The sequence below is a fragment of the Sulfurimonas sp. genome (genome assembly GCF_047622445.1).
Taxonomy (GTDB): Bacteria; Campylobacterota; Campylobacteria; order Campylobacterales; family Sulfurimonadaceae; genus Sulfurimonas.
In genome coordinates, this window is record NZ_JBLHOE010000126.1 from 1 (window position 1) to 3,146 (window position 3,146).

4 protein-coding genes are annotated in these 3,146 nt (G+C 34.0%); 1 reads left to right on the forward strand and 3 read right to left on the reverse strand.

The features are described 5' to 3' along the window. On the forward strand, positions 1 to 367 hold a 367-nt coding region (locus ACI9TV_RS16085; protein WP_415251838.1), incomplete at its 5' end, for a hypothetical protein. A 7-nt stretch (positions 368 to 374) separates the two neighbouring features. On the opposite strand, the gene ACI9TV_RS16090 is transcribed toward ACI9TV_RS16085, so the two are convergent. From ACI9TV_RS16090 to ACI9TV_RS16100, 3 genes are read right to left on the reverse strand one after another with little or no spacing between them, the layout of a single operon-like run. Further along, a complete protein-coding gene (locus ACI9TV_RS16090) occupies positions 375 to 845 on the reverse strand; it encodes an HD domain-containing protein (protein WP_415251839.1) in 471 nt (156 codons plus the stop codon). Positions 846 to 848: 3 nt separating this feature from the next. After that, positions 849 to 1,640 (reverse strand): inositol monophosphatase family protein, encoded by a 792-nt coding sequence (locus tag ACI9TV_RS16095; RefSeq protein WP_415251840.1) that lies wholly within the window; start codon positions 1,638 to 1,640, stop codon positions 849 to 851. A 10-nt stretch (positions 1,641 to 1,650) separates the two neighbouring features. Further along, positions 1,651 to 2,520 (reverse strand): DUF808 domain-containing protein, encoded by an 870-nt coding sequence (locus ACI9TV_RS16100; protein ID WP_415251841.1) that lies wholly within the window; start codon positions 2,518 to 2,520, stop codon positions 1,651 to 1,653. Between the last annotated feature and the right edge of the window lie 626 nt (positions 2,521 to 3,146).

The window sequence follows — 3,146 nt, forward strand, 5'->3', positions numbered from 1 at the left end:
GTGTCCACATTCAAAAAAGTATATAACGAAGATTATACAAAATAAAAAAGCCCTCGAAATCAACAGCTACTATATCTTTTTATATAAACTACCTAAATATGATTCTAGTAAACTCTCCCAACACATTTACAAATCACATACTCCACTCAAAACACTTCAAGATGTTATGGTAGCTAACAATACGGCTAATGTAGCGAGTACAGAATTAGATAAAAAGCAAGAAAATATACTCAATGAGATCACAAAAGTTGCTATAGAGTTGAAAATTCATATCCGTCCATATGTGATGAGATTTCAAAAAAATTCAAGCTTCTGTACAGTTTCTTCTGGAACAGCGCCATGTATGGAAGAGTATGATTTTGAGTAAAATAGAATTATCTCCTTTTTTTACCTTTACCAGCATCATCAAACCCTAGAAAAACACGTAAGTCCTCATGCATCTGAGCATCTAAAGTATCCCAAATTTTCTTTTTTTTGTCATGCCTTGCTATATTTTCAGTAGCACTTTTTTTAATATCTCGAATCAAGTAGTGATAACGGACTAGATTCTTTGTATACTCACTAATAAAAGGCCACTTTTTTATTATCTGGTAACTTCTCTCTTCATGGTCGGTAAAACTGTATTCACCATACTCTACATCATCTGCATCTTTTACAAAAGCACTAAAGGGTTTTCCCACGTCATGTAAAAGCGCAGCCATTAACATTTTAAACTCTCCAGCTTTGAGTGTGTAGTACGTTACTCTCAAAGTATGCACAAGTACCCCATGTTGATGCCATTCGTTTTGAATTAAAAAGAGTGAGCGTAGAAACGGCACCGAAAAAACTTTGTTATTTACTGCCATCTATTACTTCCCTAACAGTGGATTTATCATCGCTAAAAAATCATCTCTTGCATTTGCATTTGCACTTGCGACAATATATCCTTTATGGTGAATTGGATCTATCTCTTCACCTTCTAGATCTGTAACAAACCCTCCACTGTTTTTGATAATAATATATGCAGCAGATATGTCCCATGCATTCGCATGAAAATTGAAATATGCTATGTAATTACTAAAGGCACCTTTAGCAACCATACACATAGAGTATGTTATAGACCCACCAATTGATGTAAGTTTTTTAATCTTGTTTTCTTTAAAAAGTTGGTTCACACTTTTGACAATTGGATGCTCGCGCTCAGGTTTAAAATTTACAACAGCAACACTAGGATTATCTCTGAGTGGTAAAGTAAGCATTCCAATGTACGACTTAGCACCCTTTTCCGTTTGAAAAAACTCTTGTGTAAATGGATTAAATACGATTCCGAGAATCACTTCACCATTATCTATCAAAGATAGGTTTATCGCGGATGTATTTTCATGTGTTATAAATGCCCATGTTCCATCAATAGGGTCAATCGCCCAGTAAGGTTTTGACTCATCTATACTATCGCACTCTTCTTCACCCATAACTTGAATATCAAAACTATCTTTTAAACGTTTACTCATGTAGTTTTGTACTTGTTGGTCTAAGTTACTTATGGGTGTGTCATCTGACTTAAACTCAAATGTAAAAGTATTTGTCTCTCTAGCCTCACGAATGATGCGACCAGCTTCTTCGACAATCTGTTTTGCAATGATGAGATATATATTTCGCATAGGGTTCCCTTTAAGCCACAATAGATTTTTTTATATATAAAAACAATTTACTAAAAATAAGTGCAATACTTCCGATAACTAAGCCAACAAATAAATCACTAAGTAAAGTGGGAAAACCGTGAAGAAACTCATGAAGTTGATGGATATTATGAGAAAATATTCCTCCAGCTACTAAAAGCATTGCAAGAGTTCCGACTACGGTCAAAAGGCGTATTAATTTTGGAAGCCCTTGAATGAGAGCATTTCCCACAAAGTTTAAAAATTTATTTTTCTCTTCACCAATTTCTTTTAAGGTAAAACCAAAATCATCCATTCTAACGAGTAATGCCACAGTTCCATACACACCAACAGTTGCAAGTAATGCTACAAAACTCACTGCAATAATTTGGATAGGTAATGTTTGTTCTAGCACACTTCCCAATGCCATAATCACAATTTCAACTGAGAGTACAAAATCTGTTATGATAGCTGATTTTATTTTCTCTTTTTCTATCTCAAGAATTTCTTCTTTCGATAATATTTTAGTTTCTCTTTCTTTCTTCTCATGTGGGTAAAAATACTCATGAATCTTTTCTGTACCTTCATATGCTAAGTAAATTCCACCAAGCATTAATATAGGGATAATTATCCAAGGGACAAATGCACTTAGTAAAAAAGCAAAAGGTAAAATCATCAGCTTGTTTTTTAAAGAGCCTTTTGTAATTGCCCATAAAACGGGTAACTCTCGAGAAGATGCAAACCCAGATGCTTGTTGCGCACTCACAGCTAAATCATCACCGAGTATGCCCACAGTTTTTTTGGTAGCAACCTTACTCATTGCTGCCGCATCATCCAATAGCATTGCAATATCATCAAATACTGCGAAAAATCCACCTGTCATGTTCTTGCTCCCATTCTTTTTACAGCATTATATAATTATATTCTTATTGAATGTTTTTTTAATCTAAAATTAGACCCTAGAGGTTTAGTATCACTTAAATATCATCCTTAATTTTATGTAAGTATATGAACAATTAACAATCATTTGAGGCTGTTATTTGTCTGTAAGGCAATTAACAATCATTATAATTTTAAGAAAAACAGATTAAAAAGTCAAATTAATGCATAAATATAACAATCTGTCATGTTTATACAGAAATACTTCTAATTAACAATCATTAACTGTGATAGTTAATGATATGTATTAAGGTTTAACTATATATAATGATGTTGAATAAAGAGTTGTACGTTCCCGCGGAGCGGAAACGTACAACGGCGAAGCTGAGCCCTAAACGTGCCACCAACCATTTGTCGTATTTCGCTACGCTACATACAACAAATGGCAGGAGTCCCACATCAAAGTGTCTTCCAGAAAACCAAAAGCAGGTTTTCCGAAATACACGTTAATGGAGCTCAGCTTCGCCGTTATACTCATACAAGAAAAGGAACCTTATTTTGGAAATAAAAGATTTAACGGGATTAAGTAAACCACTTACAAAACTTGTAGAAGTTGCGAGTAAAGGTATT

Coding starts and splice junctions, on each gene's coding strand:
- ACI9TV_RS16090 (WP_415251839.1), bottom strand. CDS start 845: ATGGCAGTAAATAACAAAGTTTTTTCGGTGCCGTTTCTACGCTCACTC.
- ACI9TV_RS16095 (WP_415251840.1), bottom strand. CDS start 1,640: ATGCGAAATATATATCTCATCATTGCAAAACAGATTGTCGAAGAAGCT.
- ACI9TV_RS16100 (WP_415251841.1), bottom strand. CDS start 2,520: ATGACAGGTGGATTTTTCGCAGTATTTGATGATATTGCAATGCTATTG.